Source organism: Stenotrophomonas maltophilia (assembly GCF_006970445.1).
GTDB classification, from domain to species: Bacteria; Pseudomonadota; Gammaproteobacteria; order Xanthomonadales; family Xanthomonadaceae; genus Stenotrophomonas; species Stenotrophomonas maltophilia_AU.
Genome location: NZ_CP033877.1, coordinates 3723533 through 3744702, shown reverse-complemented (window position 1 = coordinate 3744702; position 21170 = coordinate 3723533). Strand labels below are relative to the sequence as shown.

Here is a 21170-nt window from a genome sequence, read left to right as displayed (position 1 = left end):
TAACCCACATCGATGTCCAACGAAGATTTCAAACAGGCCGCCCTCGATTACCACCGGATGTCCCCGCCGGGAAAGATCAAGGTTTCCGCTACCAAGCCCATGCTGACCCAGCGCGACCTGTCGCTGGCGTATTCGCCGGGCGTGGCGTACGCCTGTGAAGCGATCAAGGCCGACCCGCAGCAGGCCAGCGAGCTGACCGCCCGCGGCAACCTGGTGGCGGTGATCTCCAACGGCACCGCCGTGCTGGGCCTGGGCAACATCGGCGCATTGGCCGGCAAGCCGGTGATGGAAGGCAAGGGCGTGCTGTTCCAGAAGTTCGCCGGCATCGATGTGTTCGACATCGAAGTCGATGAGACCGACCCGGACAAGCTGGTCGACATCATCGCCTCGCTGGAGCCGACCTTCGGCGGCATCAACCTGGAAGACATCAAGGCGCCGGAATGCTTCGTGGTCGAGCGCAAGCTGCGCGAGCGCATGAAGATCCCGGTGTTCCATGACGACCAGCACGGCACGGCGATCATCGTCGGCGCGGCCGTGCTCAACGCGATGGCGATCACCGGCAAGAAGATCGAGGAAGTGAAGCTGGCGACCACGGGCATGGGCGCGGCCGGCATTTCCTGCGTGAACATGCTGGTGCAGCTGGGCCTGAAGCCGGAGAACATCCTGGCCTTCGACCGCGAGGGCGTGATCCACACCGGTCGTACCGACCTGGACCCGGAAAAGCAGCGCTATGCGCGCGACACCGACAAGCGCACCCTGGCCGAGATCGTCGACGGCGCGGACATCTTCCTGGGCCTGTCGGCGCCGGGCATCCTGACTGCCGACATGGTCAAGACCATGGCGCCGGATCCGGTGATCTTCGCGCTGGCCAACCCGACCCCGGAAATCATGCCGGAACTGGCGCGCGCCGCCCGTCCGGACGCGATCATCGGCACCGGCCGTTCGGACTACCCGAACCAGGTCAACAACGTGCTGTGCTTCCCGTACCTGTTCCGTGGTGCGCTGGACGTGGGCGCCACCGCGATCAACGAGGAAATGAAGATCGCCTGCGTGCGTGCGATCGCTGCACTGGCCCGCCGCGCCGCCACCGACATGGGCTCGGCCTATGGCGGCGACACCCCGAGCTTCGGCCGTGAATACCTGATCCCGCGTCCGTTCGACCGCCGCCTGCTGGTGGAGCTGTCGGCCGCCGTGGCCCAGGCCGCGATGGACTCGGGCGTGGCCTCGCGCCCGATCGAGGACATGGGCGCCTACCGCGACAAGCTGGCCCAGTTCGTCTACCGCACCAGCCTGATGATGAAGCCGGTCTACGACCGCGCGCGCAGCGACAAGCAGCGCGTGGTGTACGCCGAAGGCGAAGAGGAAGTGGTGCTGCAGGCAGTGCAGAACGTGGTCGATGACGGCCTGGCGCACCCGATCCTGATCGGCCGCCCGGAAGTGATCGAGTCGCGCATCGAGCGCCTCGGCCTGCGCCTGAAGATCGGCGAGAACGTTGAAGTCACCAACATCAACGACGACCCGCGCTTCAACGAATACTGGCAGTACTACCACGGCCTGACCGGCCGTCGTGGCGTGACCGTGGCCGCGGCGAAGAACCTGATGCGTTCGCGCCCGACCCTGATCGCGGCAGTGATGGTCGCCCGTGGCGAAGCCGATGCGATGCTGACCGGCATCGTCGGCCGCTTCCACAAGAAGCTGGGCTACGTGCGCAGCGTGCTGCCGCTGGAGCCGAAGGTCACCTCGACCTCGGCGATGACCGGCGTGATCAACCAGCAGGGCGTGTTCTTCTTCGTGGACACCCACGTGCAGGAAGACCCGACCGCCGAGCAGCTGTGCGAAGCGACCCTGCAGGCGGCCTACCGCATGAAGCTGTTCGGCATCGAGCCGAAGGTGGCGCTGCTGTCGCACTCCAACTTCGGCAGCCATGATTCGAAGGACGCGCTGAAGATGCGCCAGGTGCGTGAGCTGCTGCTCAAGCGCAACCCGCGTCTGAACGTGGACGGCGAAATGCAGGGCGACACCGCGTGGGATGAAGCGCTGCGCCAGAAGCTGCTGCCGGGCTCGACCCTGCAGGGCCGCGCCAACCTGTTCGTGCTGCCGAACCTGGAAGCGGCCAACATCGCCTACAACCTGGTGCGTGTGTTCACCGACGGTGTGGCGATCGGTCCGATCCTGATGGGCGTGAACAAGCCGGTGCACATCCTGACCACCAGCGCGACCTCGCGCCGGATCCTGAACATGACCGCGATTGCGGCGGTCGATGCGCAGATCAGGAAGCAGCTGGAAGCGGAAAAGAAGGCATAAGCCTTCTTTCCGATTCGAGCTGCAGAAGCGCGCCCCAAGGGGCGCGTTTCTGTTTCCGCACAGCGGAAACGGGTAGAGCCGGCCGCTGGCCGGCTGCCGTCGTGTACCTGGACATCATTGGGGTTGCCGGCCAGCGGCCGGCTCTACCCCGGTCTGTGCCATACGCGCTACGCAACCCGGTCATTTCCCTGCAACGCCGCTGCGGCCCAATACGCCCACGCGGCCCGGCCGTGGGAAGGGACCGGACCGGCCTTCCCACCCTGGGCCCGACCAACTTTCCATGGGTGAGGCTGTCATGCGTAATCGAGTGACGCGGCGATATTTCCAGCAACTGTTCGCGCTGTACGCCGGTTTCGTGCAGTCGCGCTGAGGCGGCGATGCGGTAGCGTCGGGCAATGCCCGGCAAACGTGTGGTGCGTAGGTGTCAGTGCCGTTTGCCGCGGCGTGCAGGGGCTGGCGGCGGTGCATCCGAACGTGGCTTGGCGTACTGCGCCCACAGCGCAGGCAGTGCCTTGCCGGTGTGCTTCTGCCACAGCGCCGGTGCATAGCGGCCGTCGCGCAGGGCCTTGTCCAGTGCCAGCACCAGGCCCGGGTGTTCGGCGTCGGCCCATTTCAGGAACGCACCGGTGACCCGGTAGCCGCTGTCGAAGTTCTGCCCCTTCTCGACCTTGCCCGGCAGTGCCCAGCCCGCGGCGGCATTGTCCATGCCGTAGCGGTCGCGTGCGTAGTCGGCGATGCCTTCCACCAGCCAGCCCGGCACCCGCGCGTCGCCGTAGCCCGGATAGCCCTGCACGATGTGCATGGCCTCATGGGTGACCAGGTCGATGTCGTTCGGGTGCTGCGCCAACCAGCCCGGGTTGATGGTGATCGTTGCCGCCTGGTCCTTGTCACCGACGAAGGCGATGCCGGTGTAGGCCGGATCGATCACGATGCGCACCATCGACGGCGCGGCCGGGTGGAAGTCCGCACGTTCGCGCAGGTAGGCGAAGTAGAACGTATCGATCACCCGCTTGCGCTGCGGCGCGGCCAGGGCGCCACGGGCGTCCTGGTAGTTCAGCGTCACGCCGTCGCGGGTCAGCTGCGCATCAAAGGCCTGGGTCTGGCCGAAGCTGGAGAAGGAAAGGGCAACAAGGGCCAGAGGCAACAGACGGTAGCGCATAGGGCTCATTGTACGGCGCTGGGCGCCAACAGTTCGATCTCCGCCAGCGGCAGCCGGCCCGGGGCAGTCAGGCGCAGCCGGTACTCGCCGTAGTGGCCTGGCCTGGCGATGCGGAACGGTCGGGTCTGGCGGGCAGACTCGAAGGCTTCGCCGCTGCGCTGGTCGAGCACGACCCAGCGGCCATCGCCGTTGCGTGCTTCCAGCGTCCATTCGCCACCCTGGATGCGGCCGTCACCGCTGGTGAGCGTGTACATCGTCGGCGCGCCGTCGCTCAGGCCGGTCAGCGCGATGGTCGCGCCGCCGCCCAGGCCCACGGTAGTGGCCGCATCGTCATCGACCAGCGCTGGCAGGGCACGGCCATCGGCCAGTGTTGCCTTCGCGCCGCTGCCGAGCAGGTCGTGCAGCAGCTGAGGTCGCTGGCCACGGGCGGTCAACGAGCGCGGTACATCATCCACGCCGCTGCCCCAGCGCGACGGCTGCGGGCCCATCACGAAGTCCAGCGTCGCACCCTTGGCGATCAGGTCGTGCGGCACCCAGGTCTTCGTCCAGGGCGTGCCGTTGATCTTCAGCGATTGCACGTACACGTTCTCGCGCGAATTGTTGGCCGCGTTCACGGTCAGCACCGCGCCGCCCTGCAGTTCCACCCGCGCGTGCTGGAAGGCCGGCGAACCGATCACGTACTCCGGCGCGCCCATGCGCAGCGGATACAGGCCCAGCGAGGCCAATACGTACCACGCCGAGGTCTCGCCGTTGTCCTCGTCGCCTGGATAACCCTGGCCGATCTCGCTGCCGACGTACAGTCGCGACAGGATCTCGCGCACGTGCTGCTGGGTCTTCCACGGCTGCCCGGCGTACAAGTACATCCACGGGATGTGGTGCGCCGGCTGGTTGCTGTGCGCGTACATGCCCATGCGCACGTCGCGCGCTTCGGTCATCTCGTGGATGGTGCCGCCATAGGAGCCGGCCAGTGCCGGGTCCGCGGTTTCCGGCGTGGCGAAGAAGGCATCCAGCTTCGCCGCCAGCTTGTCGCGGCCACCGTACAGCGCGGCCAGGCCTTCGCCATCGTGGGCGGCGGTGAAGGCGAAGGTCCAGCCATTGGATTCGGTGTAGTCGTGGCCCCACACGCGCGGGTCGTAGTCCTTGGCGTCCACGCGCCAGTGGCCATCGGCATTGCGGCCCTGGAAGAAGCCGGCGGCCGGATCGAACATCGTCGTGTAGCTGGCGGCGCGATAGCGGAAGTACTCGGCCTCGGTGCTGTAGCGCTCGCGTGCGGCCGGCGTGGTCGCGCGCTTGGCCAGCGCATCGGCCATGTTGGCGATGCCGAAATCATTGAGTGCGCCTTCCATCGTCCACGACATGCCCTCGTGCACGTCCGCGCTGGCGTAGCCACGGAAGGTCGAACGGTCCATGCCCTTGCGGCCGACATGGCGGTCGGGCGGGACCACGGTCGCGTTCTTCAGCGCGGCGGCGTAGGCCTCGGCCGGATCGAAGCCGCCGATGCCCTTCAGCCACGCATCGGCGAAAGCCACGTCCGAGCTGGTACCGACCATCAGGTCGGCGTAACCCGGCGACGACCAGCGCGCGATCCAGCCACCGGCGCGGTACTGCTCGATGAAGCCCTGCACCATCTGCCCGGCATCGTCGGGCGTGAACAGTGCGTAGGCCGGCCAGGTGGTGCGGAAAGTGTCCCAGAAGCCGTTGTTGACGAACACCTTGCCATCGCGCACGCCAGTGAAGCTGCGCTTCGCGCTGCCCTCGGTGTTGTCATCACTGGCGCTGGCCTGGTTGGCGTAGCGCCAGTCCGGCGCGGCCGCGCTGCCCGCGTTCTCGTGGCCGGAATTGGGGTACAGGTACAGCCGGTACAGGCTGGAGTACAGCGTGGTCTTCTGGTCGTCGCTGGCATCGCCGATGTCGAAGCGGGCCAGGCGCGCGTCCCATGCATCCTGCGCGCGGCCGGCCACGCTCTCCAGCGTATCGGTGGCGGCGATCTCCAGTGCCAGGTTGTGCCGCGCCTGCTCCACCGAGATCAGCGAGGTGGCGATGCGCATCGTCACCCGCCGGTCGCTGCCGGCGTCGAACTTGATGTAGCCGGTCGGGCGGCCGGTGTCGAGGCGGCCGCTGCTGCGCCAGGGCTTGTCGAAGCTGGCCACCACGTACATGCGGCTGGCGCCGTTGGACAGGCCGCTGCGCGTATCCGTGTAGCCGGACAGCGTCTGCGTGGTGGCGTCCAGGGTCAGGCCGCCACGCGCATCGACGTTGTCGAACAGCAGGTTGGCGTCACCGTCTTCGGGGAAGTCGAAGCGGAACAGTGCGGCATGATCGGTCGGTGCGATGGCGGCAGCGATGCCGTTGTCGAAGCGCACGTCGTAGCGATACGGGCGCGCGCTTTCATGGCTGCCGTCGAACGACAGCGCACGCTTGCGGCGGTCGGCGTCCGGCGCGCCACGGCTGGACGAGGGCATCACCTGGAAGGTCTGGCGATCGCCCATCCACGGGCTGGGCTGGTGGCTCAGCGCAAGCGCCTGCAGCTGCGGACGGTTCTGCGCATCGTTCTGCTCGTTCCAGCGGTACAGCCAGTTCAGTGCGCCGGCATCGGTCACCGGGGTCCAGAAGTTGAACCCGTGCGGCACCGCCGTGGCCGGGAAATTGTTGCCGCGCGAGAAGGTGCCGTTGGCCTGGGTGCCGCGGGTGGTCAGCACCCAGTCCGAGACGCGCTGCGGCTGCTGCCTTGGCACCGTGTCCAGGTGCACGTCATCGATCCAGCCGGAGACCGGCGCGCCCTCGGCGCTGGCCACCTCCAGCTCGATCGCCACCACGCGGCGGCCCTTCAGCGCCGGCACGTCGCCCAGCCGCACTGCCTTGCGCGCCCACTGCTGCGGGTACAGCGTCTTCGACTCGCCCTGCGCGCGCGCGCCGATTGCCACCCCATGCTGGTCGCGCGCCGCACCGGCCGAAACGCGGCTGCCATCGTCCAGCAGCAGGTCCAGCGATGCATAGGTCGAGGCGACAGTGTCCTTGCCGACGATCTCCGGCAGCACCAGCCACGACAGCGTGGTATCAGCCTCGATGGGCAGGTCGGCCTTGAACAGTTCGCGCCGCGCGCTGCCGCCCTCGCTGCTGTAGCGCAGCGCATGCAGGCCGCTGTAGCCGGCGTTGCGCTTGGCGGTGTAGGGCGCGGCCGGTCCATTGCCGATCGTGACCTGCAGCGCGCCCGCGGTCTGCGTCGGGGCAGGTTCGCCCGGTTCGAACGAGGTCTGCAGCCCCTGCGCCAGCACCGGCATCGCAGTGGTCGCACAGGCCAGGGCCAGGGCGAGCGGAAGCAGGGCGCGGCGCGGATCGGACAGGGTCATGCAAGGGTCTCCCGGAAGGGCTGGCGGCGGGCAGAACCCGCATCGGCGGACACCACGGACAGCATCGCTCCGACCGCCGGGCTGGCAGTGGAAGAGGCGATGCCGGTCCGGTGGGGGCGGGCCATGCGATCGGGTCGGATTGGAGGGGTCGGGGTGCGACCTGGCTCGATCCTGCAACAGCCGCCGCGCGCTGACAAGTGCCATTTAGTTCGATCCAAATGCGGGAAATATCGCTGGAGACGATTCTGGCGAGGGAACCTGCCGGAACCACCGCAGAATCCCCTTGGGTGCCAACGCCCAGGGGTGCGGCCTGGAGCTGCGCGACAGTGGCGGGAGCGCGCAAAGGCCCGTTGCGGCGCAATGTCGGTGCGGCCCAGATGCTAGAATCACAGGCCTCGCAACCCGTTCACCGACATCCGCCATGAGCCATACCGCCACCGCGCCCGCCAACGCCGAGAAGCGCTACACCGTGCACCGCAGCGATCTGCCGTTGAGCTGCCCGACCCCGGAAATGGCGCTGTGGAACTCGCATCCGCGCGTGTACCTGCCGATTGAAGACGAGCCCAACGGCGAAGCGCAGTGCCCGTACTGCGGTTCCGTGTTCGTGCTGGCCGACTAAACGGCGGCCCCTTCGATGCGCCGATTGACCGTGGTGCAGTTGCTGCCGGCGCTGCACTCCGGTGGTGTCGAGCGCTCGACCCTTGAAATTGCTGCGGCCCTGGTTGCTGCCGGCCATCGTGCGCTGGTCGTATCCGCGGGTGGCCGCCTGGTGCAGCCGCTGCTGGACAGCGGTGCCGAGCACCTCACGCTGGACATCGGCCACAAGTCGCTGCTGACCCTGCGCCATCTGCCGACCCTGCGCCGGCTGTTTGCCGAGGTCGGTGCGGACATCGTGCATGCGCGTTCGCGGCTGCCGGCCTGGTTGGGCCTGTATGCGATCCGCGCCATGCCCGCCGCGCAGCGTCCGCATTGGGTGACCACCGTGCACGGGTTGAATTCGCCCAGCCGCTACAGCGCGGTGATGACCAGTGGCGAACGCGTGATCTGCGTGTCCAATACCGTGCGCGCCTACGTGCAACGCCACTACCCGACGGTGCCGGAAGAGAAACTGCAGGTCATTCCCCGTGGTGTCGATGTCGGCCAGTTCCCACGCGTAGCGCGTGCCGACCGTCGACCACGACTGGCCCTTGCGGCCGATTATCCCTGGCTGGCCCAGGTTGAAGGCCCGCTGCTGCTGCTGCCCGGGCGCGGCACCCGGCTGAAGGGCCACGCCCACGCGCTGCGCCTGCTGGCCGATGTGCGTGCCGCCGGCGTGCCGGCCCAGCTGTGGATGCTGGGCACCGATGAACCCGGGCGCGAGGCCTACGTGGCCGACCTGCGCCGCCAGGCTGCGGCACTGGGTGTGGCCGGGGCCGTACAGATCAGCACGCCTACCGCACGCATCGCCCAGGCCTACGCCGTCAGCGATCTGGTGCTGCAGCTGTCGGACAAGCCGGAAGCCTTTGGCCGCACCGTGGTCGAGGCGCTGTCGGTCGGCCGCCCGGTGCTGGGCTGGGACCACGGCGGCGTCGGCGAACTGCTGCAGCAACTGCAGCCCAGCGGCGCGGTGCCGCTCGGTGATGCACGCGCGCTGGGTGAACGTGCGCTGGCCCTGCTGGCGCAGCCGCCGTCCTTGCCGACCCGCATCCCGTTTACCCTGCAGGCCATGCAGCGCGATACCCTCCGCCTCTATGCCGATCTCGCTGGCTGACCCCGCTGTCATCGTGCGTGACGACCGCGCCGGGCGCTGGGCGCCCTGGTGGGTGCTGGCGTACGTGGCGATGTGGCCGTTGCCGGGCATCGCCGAAACCGTACTGGGCCTCGGCGCGCTCTATGCTGCCGCGCGCATGGTCATGCGCCGGCTGCAGCGGCGCCCGCACCTGTTGAGCACGGCGGCGTGGGCGCTGACCTCGATCCTGTTCCTCGGCTACTGGCTGCCGCAGGCGTTCTCGGCCATCGATGCGATCGATCCTTCGGCCTCGTGGACCAAGGCTGCCGCCGGCCTGCGCTACCTGCCTTTCATGTGGCTGGTGGCGATCGCGGTGGCCACGCCGGAACGGCGGCGGCTGACCTTCGGCGGCCTGGCGCTGATCACCGCGGCGTGGACGCTGGACGCGCTGGTGCAGGCGCTGGCCGGCACCAGCCCGTGGTTCTGGTCGCTGGAGCACCTGAAGCTGGCCGTGAGTGGCCACGCGCTGTGCCCGGCCGACGAAGCCGCACTGGCCGACCGCCTCAGTGGCGCGCTCGGGCCCTGCAATCTGAAATTCGGCCAGGTGCTGGCCAGCCTGTCACCGTTCCTGCTGCTGCCGATGGCGCGGCGTTTCGGTAGCGCAGGGTGGTTGCTGGCCGCTGCCGCACTGGGATGCGTGCTGCTGCTGGCCGGTTCGCGTGCCTCGTGGATCACCTTTGTGCTGGTGCTGGCCTACAGCGGCGTGCGCCAGTTCGGCTGGAAGCGGCTGCTGCTGCTGGCCCTGGTGGCAGCGCTGGGTACGGCCGCACTGACAGCGGGCGTGCCGCAGCTGCGCGAGCGCGTTGCGCGCACGGCACAGGCATGGAACGAAGACGGGCAGGGCGTTGACGAGGCGCTTTCGGGACGCGCGCGGATCTGGAAGGCGGCCGTGTGCATGATCGAGGAGCATCCGGTCAACGGTGTCGGTGCGCGCGGCTTCCGCGATGCGTATCCGGCCTGCGTGGCCGACGAGGGCCCCGCCGTGTGGGGCAACCAACCGGCATTGCACGCCCACCAGATCGTGCTGGAAGTCCTTGCCGAGACCGGCGTGTTGGGCCTGCTGCTGTGGTTGGCGGCAGTGGCGCAGGCCTGGCGGGCCTGGCGCTATGCTCCGCCGGCTGCGCGTGATCGCGCCCGACCGGCGATGCTGGCGCTGGCGGTCACGGTGTTCCCGCTCAATACGCACCTGGCGTTCTATTCCGCGTTCTGGGGTGGCCTGACCGTGCTGCTGGCGGCCCTGTTCGCCGGCAGCCTGCTGGCCCGCGAATCGGACGAATCTCCGCCGATGCAGTAGTCGCCAACCTTGGTTGGCTCCCCGGGACCGGCCTCGGTTCATCGGCGCCAACCAAGGTTGGCGACTACCACGAGCATGCCGGCCCTTCCACCGCATCCGGTTATTTGTAGAAATCACTCCGGCCGCCGGGCTGGCGCTTGAAGCGGCGGTGGATCCACAGGTACTGGTCGGGGGCTTCGCGCACCATCTCTTCGATGGCCTGGTTGACCCGCGTGGTATCGGCTTCCACGTCCTCGCTGGGGAAGTTCTCCAGCGGTGCGCCGATCTTCAGCACGTACCTTCCGCCTTCGCGGCGGTGGAAGTACGGAATCACCGCACAACCGGTCATCCGCGCCAGCTGGTGGGTCGCGGTGATGGTCGAAGCGGTGTGGCCGAAGAACGGCACGAACACGGTGTCCTTGCCTCGCATGTCCTGGTCAGGCGCGTACCAGAGGAAGCCGCCCTTCTTCAGGTGGCGCACGGTCGCGCGGATGTCCTCGTTGGCGAACATCGCCTTGGCATAGCGCAGGCGGCCGAACTTCACCGCCCACTCGTACACCGGGTTCTTGTGCCTGCGGTACATGCCGGACAGGTCGACGTAGTCGCACAGCAGGCGGCCGCACATTTCCAGGGTCATGAAGTGGCCGGAGACCAGCAGCACGCCGCGGCCTTCGGCTTGCATCTGCCGCAGGTGTTCCAGGCCTTCGATCCGTACCTGCGGGCGGATGCTGTCGATGCTGCCCCACCAGGCGCGGATGCACTCGAATACGCCAACGCCCAGCGCATCGAAACTGTCGCGCACCAGGCGTTGCCGCCAGGCTTCATCCTTTTCGGGAAAGCACAGCTGCAGGTTGACCTCGGCGGCGCGGCGGCGGCTGCCGAGCAGGCGCCAGGTGATCCAGCCGACGCCCCGGCCCAGCGCGCGCTGCAGCATCCACGGCAGGCGGGCGATGGCGAAGGCACCGAACATGGCGGCGAACATCGGCCAGTTGCGCGGATCGCGCAGCGACGGGCGGACGGCGGTGGAGGCATCTGACATGGGGCCATTCTACCAAGGCGGCCGCGTGTCTTTCCCGGGGGGCTCCCGTATCCTTGCGGCATGCGTAAAGACCCTGTCGAATGGATCCTGCGCGGCCTGTACTCGGTCGTGCTCTACATCCTGCTGCCGATCACCGTGTACCACCTGGTCTGGCGCGGCTTCCGGGTCCGTGAATACTTCCGGCGCTGGGATGAACGCTACGCCTCCTATCCGCAGCCGACCGGCCAGCCGCGGGTGTGGCTGCACGCGGTCTCGGTGGGCGAGGTCAATGCCGCCGCGCCATTGGTCAATGCCCTGCGCAAGCAGCGCCCGGACATCCGCTGGGTCATCACCACCATCACTCCGACCGGCTCCGAGCGTGTGCGTGCGCTCTGGGGCGACGCACTGGACCATGTCTATCTGCCGTACGACGTGCCGGGCAGCGTCAACCGCTTCCTCGGCCATTTCCAGCCCAGCCTGGCGCTGATCCTGGAAACCGAGCTGTGGCCGAACATGCTGTTCGGCTGCCGTGACCGCGGTATTCCGGTCTACATCCTCAATGCCCGGTTGTCGGCGCGTTCGCTGCGCGGCTACCGGCTGCTGGCCGCACTGATCCGCCGCGCGCTGCGCACCGTCACCTGCGTGGCCGCGCAGTCGCAGGACGATGCCGAGCGCTTCGTGCAGCTGGGGGCGGAGCCCGGCCAGGTGCAGGCCCTGGGCAACCTGAAGTTCGATATCACCACGCCGGACGTGCAGGGCTTCGTCGAACAGTTCCATGCACGGGTGCCGGGCGCGCGCCCGGTGTGGATCGCCGCCAGTACCCATGATGGCGAAGAGCAGGCGGTGATCGACCTGCACCGGCGCCTGCGCCAGCAGCATCCGGAACTGCTGCTGCTGTGGGCACCGCGCCATCCCGAGCGCTTCCCGAAGGTGGAAGCGCTGGCACGCGAGCAGGGCTGGAGCGTGGCGACCCGCCGCGTGGACCAGTGGCCGCACGCCGCCACCGACGTGTTCGTCATCGATACCCTCGGCGAGCTGATGCCGTTCTACGCCTGTGCCCAGGTCGCCTTCGTCGGCGGCAGCCTGCAGGCCATCGGTGGCCACAACCTGCTGGAGCCCGCCGCGATGGGAACGGCGGCGGTGACCGGCCCGCACCTGCACAACTTCGCGGAAATCTCCCGGCGCATGCGCGAGGCCGGTGCGCTGCTGATCGGCGAGGATGCGCAGGCGGTGGGCGATCTGCTGCAGCACCTGCTCGACGATGCCCAGGCCCGCGAAGACATGGCGCGTGCGGGCTGCACGCTGGTCAGCAATGGCCGCGGTGCGCTGCAGCGCACGCTTGCCCTGGTTGCGCCGCACCTGCCGCCGCCGCGCGAGTGATCCCGGCAGCGCAGCTTCGGTGTCGCAGACGAGTGCTGTCGTGATCAACTTCATCAATTCTGCTTAGCGACGATTTTTCTGTCGTTGCTGGACCGACCTTGCCGATGGCAGCGTGCCTGCCATCACATCGTGGCGCACACGGCACCGATTCTGATTCCGCAGCGCGACGCAGGCTGCCAGCCTGCTGTCGACCGCGCTTGGGCGGGTATCAAGGGAACTTGCGATGGACGGCGACAGGGGTAGGGATGGCACCGGTGGGGCGCGGCTGGGGATGGACCATCTGGCGGTGGTGGCGCTGACGCTGCTGGTGGGCGGCAGCGTGATCGCGCTGGTGGGCCAGCACACGGCGGCGCAGGCCGGCCCGGCCATCGTGCTGAGCCTGTTGCTGGCCGCACTGGGGGCCGGCCTGGTGCTGTGCTGCCTGCAGGATCTGGTGCTGCGACTGCCGGCGGCCGAAGGCCTGCATGGGCTGCTGGCCGCCAGCTGGGGGCCACGGGTGGCCGCCGTTCTGGGCACGATTCTGTTGTTTGAGCTGGTGGCGACCACGGCGGGTGCGGCGCAGTCCATGGCCCACCATGTACACGCGGTGCTGGCTGCGGGAGGCCTCCAGGCCAGCAACTGGCTGCCCGAGCAGGTAACGGCGGCGGTGGGGTTGCTGATGTTGGGTGCGCTGGCGTTGCTGCCGCCACGGGGTGTGGCATTGGCGGCCTGTGCCCTGCTGACGGTGAAGATCGGCGTGGGGGTGTTGCTGCTGGCGCTGGCGGCACGTCATGTGCACTACGCGCATTGGATTCCCTGGCTGCCAGCGGCGACCGCGCCGTATCGCTTCGGGCTGGGCGGTGTGCTGGCGGCTGCAGTACCGCTGCTGGGGGTATTTGCCAGCGTAGGCTTGGCACTGGGCTTTCCTGCGCTGCGCCGCCAGGGTGCGATGTGGCAGCCGGCGGTGCTGGCGCTGGTCTCGTTGCTGGCGATGTTGCTGCTGATCGTGCTGGCAGCACTGCAGGCCGGGCTGGTCGAGTTTTCCGCGCTGGCCAGTACCCGGCCACTGTCGGTGGCGCTGCAGGTGCATCCGCAGCTGCAGTGGATGCTGCCGTTGTTGCCGCTGGCCGGGGCAGCGGGCCTGGCCGCCCTGCAGCTGGTGCTGCTGATGATTGCCGTGCGGCTGGCCACGTCGTTGTGGCCCCGCGCAGCTGATGCGGTGAGACGATCCGGCACGGGCCTGAGTGCAGTGGTGGTCGGGCTTCCGGCGGTGATGCTGGTGCTGTGGCTGCCTCAGGGCACCCTGCCGGCGCTACCGGGTGCGGCGACGCTGGTGGTGATGGCGGCGCTGTGCCTGGCGGTGTTGCGGCGACGGGATGACACCGGGCAAGGCGCAGCCGGACGCGAGCTGATGATGCCGATGCTGGCGCCCCTGGCAGCCGCGCTGTGCGTGCTTGCGGCGCTGGAACGCCTGCGGGCATGGCCGGGCTGACGGTTCGTGGGGCCACTCCATGGGGGCGTGTGGATGCACCGCCTACAAAAAAGCCACCCTTGCGGGTGGCTTCTTCGTTGCCGGCAGGGCGACGACTCAGTGCGTGGTCGTCGACGGGTTGCCCGCGTCCTGGGTCAGCAGGCGGTTGACGTCCTGCAGCTCGGCCACGTCCAGCGCGCCCAGCGACTGGCTCAGCAGCAGGCGGTTCTGCAGGAAGGTGTAGCGGGCGTTGGCGTAATCCAGCTGCGCCGAGAACAGGATGCGCTGGTTCTGGATCACGTCCAGCACGGTACGGGTGCCGACTTCCAGGCCGACCTGCGACGCGTCGTAGGCGCTCTGTGCCGAGACCACCGCGAGGCGGCGGGCTTCCACTTCGCTGATGCCCTGTACCAGGGTCTGGTAGGCATTGCGGGTGTTGCGGTCCAGGGCGCGCTTCTGCTGCTCGTAGCCGTCCTGTGCGATGTCACGCTGGGCCAGTGCCTGGCGCACGCCGGACTGGGTGGCACCACCGGAGAAGATCGGCACGCTCAGGGTCAGGCCGATGCTGTTGGTGCGTGCATCCGGCGACAACGATCCGGCGCCGGTGCTGTCACCCCAGGTCGCGCTCTTGCCCCAGCTGCCGCCCAGCGACAGGGTCGGGTAATGGCCGCCACGAGCAGCCTGCACGCCGGCTTCGGCGGCGCTGACCTTGAGTTCCTGAGCCTTCAGCGCCGGATTCTGCGAGCTCGCCTGGCGCACCAGCTCGTCGATGTTGCCGCGGTTGGCCGGCACTTCCGGACGGAAGTCGGCCGGTAGGCCGCGCAGGTTCACCACCGGCTGGCCGGTCAGTTCGGTCAGGGCCTGGTAGTTATCGGCCAGGGTGTTCTGCGCAACGATGGTGTTGGCGCGCGCCTGATCGTACTGGGCGCGTGCTTCGTGCACGTCGGTGATCGGCGCCAGGCCCACTTCCAGGCGCTTGTCGGCGAAGTCGAACTGCTTCTTCGCGGCCGCTTCATTGGTCTGTGCGGCGTTCAGCGATTCGATCGCCACCAGCACGTTGAAGTAGGCCGCCGAGGTGCGCACGATCAGGCTGTCGTTGGCCGAATCGAGGGTGAAGTCCGCCGCCTTGCTCAGCTCGCGCTGCGAGCGCAGGTTGTTGATCTGGGTCCAGTTGAACAGCGTCTGGCTGCCGTCGATCGTGTAGTTGCGGCGCTTGCTGGTCACGGTGCCGGAGTTGGCGTCATGGTTCGCCTCGCTGCGCGAGCGGTTCAGCGTGGCCTGGCCGTTGATCTGCGGCAGCAGCGCGGCGCGCGCCTGCACGGCGCCTTCCTTGTCATACAGCCGGGTCGATTCGGCGGCGGACAGCTGCGGATCGCCATTACGCGCCATTTCGTAGACCTGCAGCAGGTCGGCGGCATGGGCGGACAACGGCAGCAGGGCAGTGGCCAGCGCAACAGCGAGGGATCGGCGGATCATTGCGGCTTCCTTGGACTCAGAGGTGGAACTGGGGGGCCGGGGCGGCACCACGCAGGTAATCGATATCGGTCTCGAACAGGGACTCGCTGCTGCCGTCGGCCTTGACCAGCAGGGCCTCCATCGCCGGCGAACGGCCATGGATCACGAACAGGCGACCACCCGGACGCAGCCACGAAGCGAACTGTGACGGCACCACGTCGACCGCACCAGTGACACAGATCACGTCAAAGCGGCGTTCGGTCTGCCAGGTCAGGGCGTCGGCCACTTCCACGCGGACATTCGTGCCCAGGCCGGAGGCATCCAGGCGGGCGCGTGCGGCGGCAGCCAGCTCCGGGTCGATCTCCAGGCTCAGCACGTCGCGCGCCAGCGCGCCGATGCAGGCCGACAGGAAGCCGCTGCCGGTGCCGATTTCCAGCACTTCGTCACCCGGCTGCAGGTCCAGCGCCTGCAGGGTACGGCCCTCGATGACCGGCTTCATCATCTTCTGGCCGTGGCCGATCGGCAGTTCGACATCGGCGTAGGCCAGTGCCCGGTGCGCGTCGGCGACAAAGGCCTCGCGCGGCAGGCGGGCCAGGACGTCGAGCACCTTGATGTCCAGCACGTCCCAGGGACGGATCTGCTGTTCCACCATCAGTTCGCGGGCGTGGGCGTAATCAATCGTCATGAGGTTCAAATCCAGCGCAGTGGGCCGGCCATTTTACCGGTGCCGGAGGCCGGCGGCGCGCCCAGAGCATCAGCTGCCGGGTGGCCGGGGTCGCAGTGCCGGAAGTCATCGCGACCTCCGGTTCGTTCAGTTTTGGTTATTCAGCCGTCCCGGCCCCTCGCGGCGCATAGGCGCGCAGGAAGAAGTCGATGCTGGCGGTCACATGGGCAAGAGGGTCGCACTCCACCGGTGACAGTGGCATGCCGCACATCATATGCATGTGCACTTCGCCCTTGACCAGGGTCAGGAACTGCTGGCCGGCCAGGTAATAGTCGGGGATATCCAGTTCGCCGCGCTCACCGCGCGCGCGCAGGAAGTCGGCCAGGGCCTCGCAGGTGCGTTCCGGGCCGGCCTGCCAGAACAGCTCGCGCAGGCGTTCGTCGGTCTCCGGCGCCATCATCATGCGCTGGATCGAGATCGCCGCGTCGGAGGTGATCAGCTCGAAGAAGGCCAGCCCGATGCCGATCAGCTGGTCGCGCAGCGGACCGTTCGCGTCGGCCACGAACAGCGCGTCGGGCAGCATTTCAATGCACTTTGACTGCACGGCCTCGGAGAACAGGGTCTCCTTGTCGCCGAAGTGGCTGTACACAGTCAGCTTCGAGACGCCAGCCTGAGCGGCGATGGTGTCCATGCTCACGCCGGTATAGCCCTGTTCGATGAACAGTGCCTTGGCTGCTTCAAGGATCGCCGCGCGCTTGCCGAGGTCCTTGGGGCGCCCGGGTCCGGTGGCCTTGGCAGCGGGCTTGGCCGACGGCTTGCGGGAAGTGTGAGAACTCATCGCGACAATACTAGACCAAGCGGTTCGATATTTATACTATACCGGCTGGTTCACTAATGTCCGTGTCGCAACAGTATGTTGCCGGCGCGTTCCCCCGGATCCCCTTTTCAGGTCTTGTACCTCATGAAGAACATGCGTTGGTTGGGTGTTGGCGTGCTGGCGGTGGTGATGGCAGCCTGTGGCAGGCAGGCCGCCGAACCGGTGGCGGCCATTCCGGTGCTGGTGGTGCATCCCACCACGCAGGACGGACAAGCGCCGGCGGCCTACCCCGGCGAGGTGCGCGCCCGCCAGGAGAGCCCGCTGTCGTTCCGGGTCGGCGGGAACCTGGTCAAGCGTCATGTCGACGCCGGGCAACGCGTGAAGAAGGGCCAGCTGCTGGCTGAGCTGGACGTGGCCGACTACGCCTCGCAGGCGGCAGCCTCGCAGGCGCAGCTGGCGGCGGCGGAAGCCGACCTCGTGCGCGCCCGCGATGACCAGAAGCGCTATGCCAAGCTGGCCGAAGACCAACTGGTCAGCCGCTCGGCGCTGGACCAGCAGACCGCCGCGTTCAAGGCCGCGCAGGGCCAGGCCAATGCCGCCCGCGCCAACCTGGCGGTGGCTCGCAACCAGGCCGAGTACGCGCAGCTGCGCGCGCCGGCCGACGGCGTGATCGCCAGCCGCCAGGCCGAAGCCGGGCAGGTGGTCAGTGCCGGGCAGACAGTGTTCACCCTGGCCGCAGATGGTGGCCGCGAAGTGCTGATCGCGCTGCCGGAAAGCAACATCCGTGATTACAAGGTCGGGCAGCCGGTGCAGGTGGAACTGTGGAACCGCCCGGGCCAGCTGCTGCCGGGTACCCTGCGCGAGATTGCACCGGCCGCCGATGCGCAGGCACGCACCTATGCCACGCGGGTCAGCCTGGCCCCGGAAGCCTTGAGCGAAGTGGAGCTGGGCCAGAGCGCGCGGGTGTTCGCCGCCGCTGGCCGCAGTGGCACCCTGCAGCTGCCGCTCGGCTCGGTGCTGCGCGGCAGTGATGGCAAGGCCAGTGTGTGGGTGGTCAATCCGTCCAACGGTGCGTTGAAGGCCACCCCGGTGACGATCGGCGCCTATGGTGCGCAGGCGGTGCCGGTGCTGTCCGGCGTGGCCGCAGGTGACTGGGTGGTGGCTGCCGGCGGCCATCTTCTGCGCGAAGGCCAGGTGGTGACGCCGGTCGACCGCCAGAATCGTCCAGTGCTGGCACCGGCGGCTACGCCGGCCGCTGCGCCGGCCGCAGGCAAGGGGCACTGATCCGTGCGCCGCTTCAATCTCTCCGAATGGGCGTTGGGCAATCGCCCGCTGGTGCTGTTTGCGATGCTGGCCTTCGCTGTCATCGGCGCCTGGTCCTACAAGCATCTGGGCCAGTCTGAAGATCCACCCTTCACCTTCAAGGCGATGGTGGTGCGCACGATGTGGCCCGGTGCCACCGCCGAGCAGGTCTCGCGGCAGGTAACCGAGCCGATCGAGAAGGCGCTGATGAACACCGGCGAGTACGAGTTCATCCGCTCGTACTCCCGCCCGGGCGAATCGCAGGTGATCTTCATGGCCCGCGACAGCCTGCGCTCCAAGCAGATCCCCGACCTCTGGTACCAGGTGCGCAAGCGCGTGGGTGACATCAAGGCGACGCTGCCGCGCGAGATCGTCGGGCCGTTCTACAACGATGAGTTCGGCGATACCTTCGGCAACATCTATGCGCTGACCGGCGAAGGCTTCGATTACGCGGTGATGCGCGATTATGCAGACCGCATCCAGCTGGAACTGCAGCGCGTGCCTGACGTCGGCAAGATCGACCTGGTCGGCCTGCAGGACGAGAAGGTCTGGATCGAACTGTCCAACACCAAGCTGGCCACGCTGGGCGTGTCGCTGCAGCAGGTGCAGCAGGCGTTGGCCGACCAGAACGCGGTGACCGCCACCAGCTTCTTCGAAACCCCGACCGACCGCGTGCAGCTGCGCGTGACCGGCCAGTTCGATTCGATCGAGGACATCCGCAAGTTCCCGATCCAGGCCGGCGAGCGGACCTTGCACCTGGGCGACATCGCCGAGGTGAAGCGTGGCTTTGCCGATCCGGCGTCGCCGAAGATGCGCTTCATGGGCCAGGATGCGATCGGCCTGGCGGTGGCGATGAAGGATGGCGGCGACATCCTGAAACTTGGTGCCACCCTGGATGCCGAGTTCGAGCGCCTGCAGAGGACCCTGCCGGCCGGCATGCAGCTGCGCAAGGTTTCCGACCAGCCGCACGCGGTGGAGGAGTCGGTTGGCGAGTTCGTGCAGGTACTGACCGAAGCGGTGGTGATCGTGCTGCTGGTCAGCTTCTTCTCGTTGGGCCTGCGCACCGGCCTGGTGGTGGGCGTGACCATTCCGCTGGTGCTGGCGATGACCTTCTTCGTCATGCATTACTTCGACATCGGCCTGCACAAGATCTCGCTGGGCGCGCTGGTGCTGGCACTGGGCCTGCTGGTGGACGATGCGATCATCGCGGTGGAAATGATGGCCACCAAGATGGAGCAGGGCTACGACCGCCTGCGTGCGGCCAGTTTCGCCTGGGAATCGACCGCGTTCCCGATGCTGACCGGCACGCTGATCACCGCGGCCGGCTTCCTGCCCATCGCAACGGCGGCTTCGAGCACCGGCGAGTACACCCGTTCGCTGTTCCAGGTGGTGACCATCGCGCTGGTGGTGTCCTGGATCGCAGCGGTGCTGTTCATCCCGTACCTCGGCGACAAGATGCTGCCGGACCTGTTCAACCCGCAGCTGCCCAAGCCTGACAGTCTGGCCGGTCGCTGGCGTGCCAAGCGCCTGCAGTGGGCCGACCGCCATCCGGCGCTCGCGCGCTGGATCGCGCCGAAGGAGCATGCGCACGACCATGACCCGTACCAGCGGCCGTTCTACACCCGCTTCCGTGGCTTCCTGGATACCTGCCTGCGCCATCGCTGGTGGGTGATCGGTGCGACCATCGCGCTGTTCATCGGCTCGCTGATGCTGTTCCGCTTCGTTCCGCAGCAGTTCTTCCCCGATTCCACCCGGCCCGAGCTGATGGTGGACATCGAACTGGCCGAAGGCGCATCGCTGGCGGCCACCCAGGCGCAGGCCAGCAAGCTGGAAAAGCTGCTGAAGCAGCGCGAGGGCATCAGCAACTACGTGGCCTACGTCGGCACCGGTTCGCCGCGCTTCTACCTGCCGCTGGACCAGCAGCTGCCGGCGACCAACTTCGCCCAGTTCGTGGTGCTTACCGAAGACGCCAAGGCCCGCGAAGCGACCCGCGACTGGATGCTGAAGGACGTGGTCAAGCAGTTCCCGGATGTACAGATGCGCGTGACCCGGCTTGAGAACGGACCGCCGGTCGGCTATCCGGTGCAGATGCGTGTCTCCGGTGAGCACATTGCGCAGGTGCAGGCGATCGCGCGCCAGGTCGAGGCCAAGGTGCGGGAGAACCCGCACGTGATGAACGTCAATCTCGACTGGAGCGAGCCGAGCAAGGTGGTGCGACTGGTGATCGACCAGGACCGTGCGCGTGCGCTGGGCGTCAGCAGCGCGCAGGTCAGCCAGTTCCTCAGCAGTTCGCTGTCGGGCATGAGCGTCAGCACCTACCGCGAAGGCAATCGCCAGATCGAGATGCTGCTGCGTGGCCCGGACAACGAGCGCGCGCAGCTGGACCTGATCGGCAGCCTGGCGATGCCCACCAGCAGCGGCACGGCGGTGACGCTGTCGCAGGTCGCGCGGCTGGAATACGCGTTCGAGGACGGCATCATCTGGCATCGCAACCGCCTGCCGACGGTGACCGTGCGTGCCGACATCAGCGATGGCATGCAAGCGCTGGACGTGGTGCAGCAGATCGTGCCGACGCTGGACGGCATCCGTGCCGAACTGCCCAGTGGCTACCTGCTGGAAACCGGTGGCTCGGTTGAGGATTCGGCACGTGGCCAGAACTCGATCAAGGCCGGCATGCCGCTGTTCCTGATCGTGGTGGCCACGCTGCTGATGCTGCAGCTGCGCAGCTTCTCGCGTGCGGCGATGGTGCTGGTGACCGCGCCGCTGGGCATCATCGGTGCGACCCTGTTCCTGCTGCTGTTCCGCGCGCCGTTCGGCTTCGTCGCGCTGCTGGGCACGATCGCACTGGCCGGCATGATCATGCGAAACTCGGTGATCCTGATCGACCAGATCCAGCAGGACATCGACGCCGGGCATGATCGCTGGCATTCGATCATCGATGCCACGGTGCGTCGATTCCGCCCGATCGTGCTGACCGCGTTGGCGGCCGTGCTGGCGATGATTCCGTTGTCGCGCAGCGCGTTCTATGGCTCAATGGCGATCTCGATCATGGGCGGCCTGATCGTGGGCACGGTGCTGACGCTGGTATTCCTGCCGGCGCTGTACGCGGCGTGGTTCCGGGTGAAGCCCGACGAATCCGGGGCGTAATGCCCCGGGTTCTGCGGCCACGGCCCCTGGCAGGTGCCAACCCTGGTTGGTACGTCTCCCAGTAGAGCCACCCCATGGGTGGC

At 67.8% G+C, this 21170-nt stretch carries 14 protein-coding genes; 8 read left to right on the top strand and 6 right to left on the bottom strand.

Annotated features, from left to right (window positions below):
* Positions 1-12: 12 nt before the first annotated feature.
* Entirely contained in the window at positions 13-2304 is a 2292-nt protein-coding gene (locus tag EGM71_RS17145; RefSeq protein ID WP_087923578.1) for an NADP-dependent malic enzyme, read from the top strand.
* 424 nt (positions 2305-2728) lie between these two features.
* Here EGM71_RS17145 and EGM71_RS17140 read toward each other — a convergent pair whose 3' ends face one another.
* On the bottom strand, positions 2729-3472 hold the full coding sequence (locus EGM71_RS17140) for a basic secretory protein-like protein (protein WP_014038425.1): 744 nt from the start codon (positions 3470-3472) through the stop codon (positions 2729-2731).
* Positions 3469-6813, bottom strand: a complete 3345-nt coding sequence (locus EGM71_RS17135) for a GH92 family glycosyl hydrolase (protein ID WP_188485917.1) — start codon at positions 6811-6813, stop codon at positions 3469-3471. Before EGM71_RS17135 ends, EGM71_RS17140 begins: the two co-directional genes overlap by 4 nt.
* Positions 6814-7234: 421 nt before the next feature.
* On the opposite strand from EGM71_RS17135, the gene EGM71_RS17130 reads away from it, so the two are divergent.
* From EGM71_RS17130 to EGM71_RS17120, 3 genes are read left to right on the top strand one after another with little or no spacing between them, the layout of a single operon-like run.
* The gene (locus EGM71_RS17130) at positions 7235-7432 is read left to right on the top strand and encodes a zinc-finger domain-containing protein (protein WP_005410967.1); all 198 of its coding nucleotides are present in this window, start codon (positions 7235-7237) and stop codon (positions 7430-7432) included.
* Between the two features lie 15 nt (positions 7433-7447).
* Entirely contained in the window at positions 7448-8563 is a 1116-nt protein-coding gene (locus tag EGM71_RS17125) for a glycosyltransferase (RefSeq protein ID WP_188485915.1), read from the top strand.
* Positions 8544-9875, top strand: coding sequence for an O-antigen ligase family protein (locus EGM71_RS17120; protein ID WP_188485913.1), 1332 nt, complete (start codon positions 8544-8546; stop codon positions 9873-9875). Before EGM71_RS17125 ends, EGM71_RS17120 begins: the two co-directional genes overlap by 20 nt.
* 100 nt (positions 9876-9975) lie before the next feature.
* On the opposite strand, the gene EGM71_RS17115 is transcribed toward EGM71_RS17120, so the two are convergent.
* The gene (locus tag EGM71_RS17115; RefSeq protein WP_188485911.1) at positions 9976-10893 is read right to left on the bottom strand and encodes an LpxL/LpxP family Kdo(2)-lipid IV(A) lauroyl/palmitoleoyl acyltransferase; all 918 of its coding nucleotides are present in this window, start codon (positions 10891-10893) and stop codon (positions 9976-9978) included.
* A gap of 60 nt (positions 10894-10953) precedes the next feature.
* Between EGM71_RS17115 and waaA the strand changes: the two genes are divergently transcribed.
* Positions 10954-12252: a lipid IV(A) 3-deoxy-D-manno-octulosonic acid transferase gene (waaA, locus tag EGM71_RS17110; protein WP_188485909.1), complete on the top strand. Its 1299-nt coding sequence runs from the start codon at positions 10954-10956 to the stop codon at positions 12250-12252.
* A gap of 271 nt (positions 12253-12523) precedes the next feature.
* The gene (locus tag EGM71_RS17105) at positions 12524-13723 is read left to right on the top strand and encodes an amino acid transporter (protein WP_430544064.1); all 1200 of its coding nucleotides are present in this window, start codon (positions 12524-12526) and stop codon (positions 13721-13723) included.
* A 96-nt stretch (positions 13724-13819) separates the two neighbouring features.
* Here the strand turns inward: EGM71_RS17105 and EGM71_RS17100 are convergent, their stop codons facing one another.
* The 3 genes from EGM71_RS17100 to EGM71_RS17090 all read right to left on the bottom strand — a co-directional run bounded on the left by EGM71_RS17100 (position 13820) and on the right by EGM71_RS17090 (position 16659).
* Positions 13820-15178, bottom strand: a complete 1359-nt coding sequence (locus tag EGM71_RS17100; protein ID WP_188485906.1) for a TolC family outer membrane protein — start codon at positions 15176-15178, stop codon at positions 13820-13822.
* 16 nt (positions 15179-15194) lie between these two features.
* A complete protein-coding gene (locus EGM71_RS17095) occupies positions 15195-15842 on the bottom strand; it encodes a protein-L-isoaspartate O-methyltransferase family protein (RefSeq protein WP_188485904.1) in 648 nt (215 codons plus the stop codon).
* A gap of 136 nt (positions 15843-15978) precedes the next feature.
* A complete protein-coding gene (locus EGM71_RS17090) occupies positions 15979-16659 on the bottom strand; it encodes a TetR/AcrR family transcriptional regulator (protein WP_188485902.1) in 681 nt (226 codons plus the stop codon).
* A 123-nt stretch (positions 16660-16782) separates the two neighbouring features.
* On the opposite strand from EGM71_RS17090, the gene EGM71_RS17085 reads away from it, so the two are divergent.
* Entirely contained in the window at positions 16783-17922 is a 1140-nt protein-coding gene (locus EGM71_RS17085; RefSeq protein WP_188485900.1) for an efflux RND transporter periplasmic adaptor subunit, read from the top strand.
* Positions 17923-17925: 3 nt separating this feature from the next.
* Positions 17926-21087 (top strand): efflux RND transporter permease subunit, encoded by a 3162-nt coding sequence (locus EGM71_RS17080; protein WP_188485898.1) that lies wholly within the window; start codon positions 17926-17928, stop codon positions 21085-21087.
* Positions 21088-21170: the final 83 nt, after the last annotated feature.

What these genes read in the sequence shown, in the direction of transcription:
- waaA (WP_188485909.1), top strand. Translation starts at nt 10,954, where the DNA reads ATGCGTAAAGACCCTGTCGAATGGATCCTGCGCGGCCTGTACTCGGTC.
- EGM71_RS17130 (WP_005410967.1), top strand. Translation starts at nt 7,235, where the DNA reads ATGAGCCATACCGCCACCGCGCCCGCCAACGCCGAGAAGCGCTACACC.
- EGM71_RS17090 (WP_188485902.1), bottom strand. Translation starts at nt 16,659, where the DNA reads ATGAGTTCTCACACTTCCCGCAAGCCGTCGGCCAAGCCCGCTGCCAAG.
- EGM71_RS17140 (WP_014038425.1), bottom strand. Translation starts at nt 3,472, where the DNA reads ATGAGCCCTATGCGCTACCGTCTGTTGCCTCTGGCCCTTGTTGCCCTT.
- EGM71_RS17115 (WP_188485911.1), bottom strand. Translation starts at nt 10,893, where the DNA reads ATGTCAGATGCCTCCACCGCCGTCCGCCCGTCGCTGCGCGATCCGCGC.
- EGM71_RS17105 (WP_430544064.1), top strand. Translation starts at nt 12,524, where the DNA reads ATGGACCATCTGGCGGTGGTGGCGCTGACGCTGCTGGTGGGCGGCAGC.
- EGM71_RS17095 (WP_188485904.1), bottom strand. Translation starts at nt 15,842, where the DNA reads ATGACGATTGATTACGCCCACGCCCGCGAACTGATGGTGGAACAGCAG.
- EGM71_RS17125 (WP_188485915.1), top strand. Translation starts at nt 7,448, where the DNA reads ATGCGCCGATTGACCGTGGTGCAGTTGCTGCCGGCGCTGCACTCCGGT.
- EGM71_RS17085 (WP_188485900.1), top strand. Translation starts at nt 16,783, where the DNA reads ATGAAGAACATGCGTTGGTTGGGTGTTGGCGTGCTGGCGGTGGTGATG.
- EGM71_RS17145 (WP_087923578.1), top strand. Translation starts at nt 13, where the DNA reads ATGTCCAACGAAGATTTCAAACAGGCCGCCCTCGATTACCACCGGATG.
- EGM71_RS17135 (WP_188485917.1), bottom strand. Translation starts at nt 6,813, where the DNA reads ATGACCCTGTCCGATCCGCGCCGCGCCCTGCTTCCGCTCGCCCTGGCC.
- EGM71_RS17120 (WP_188485913.1), top strand. Translation starts at nt 8,544, where the DNA reads ATGCCGATCTCGCTGGCTGACCCCGCTGTCATCGTGCGTGACGACCGC.
- EGM71_RS17100 (WP_188485906.1), bottom strand. Translation starts at nt 15,178, where the DNA reads ATGATCCGCCGATCCCTCGCTGTTGCGCTGGCCACTGCCCTGCTGCCG.